Origin of the sequence: Paraburkholderia sp. SIMBA_054, from assembly GCF_046534875.1 — a bacterium.
GTDB lineage: Bacteria > Pseudomonadota > Gammaproteobacteria > Burkholderiales > Burkholderiaceae > Paraburkholderia > Paraburkholderia hospita.
This window is the reverse complement of sequence record NZ_JAWRXV010000567.1, coordinates 1-287: the sequence shown is the minus strand read 5'-3', so window position 1 is coordinate 287 and position 287 is coordinate 1. Positions and strand designations below refer to the sequence as shown.

1 pseudogene is annotated in these 287 nt (G+C 61.0%); it reads right to left on the bottom strand.

Features of this window, described 5'->3' with window-relative positions:
- Nucleotides 1-287, bottom strand: a pseudogene (locus SB822_RS56365) (AMP-dependent synthetase); the annotation flags it as partial.

Sequence of the window (287 nt, the reverse complement as noted above, 5' to 3'; positions counted from 1 at the left end):
GGCGACGTATCGCACAGCAGGATGATTTAGCAGCGTATCTTCGATCGAGCCCGGACCGATGCGGTAACCCCCGCTGGTAATGACGTCGTCATCGCGGCCGACGAAATGAAAAAATCCCGCCTCGTCCTGCCACCCGAGATCGCCGGTCACGAGAAAGCCATTGCGGAATTTTAGTCTGGTGCTCTCGTCGTCCGGCCAGTAGCCGAGGAACATGACCGGGTCCGGTCCGGCTATGGCAATCGAGCCGCTTTCGCCGCGCGGCAGCCGCTGACCTTGTTCGCCGATCA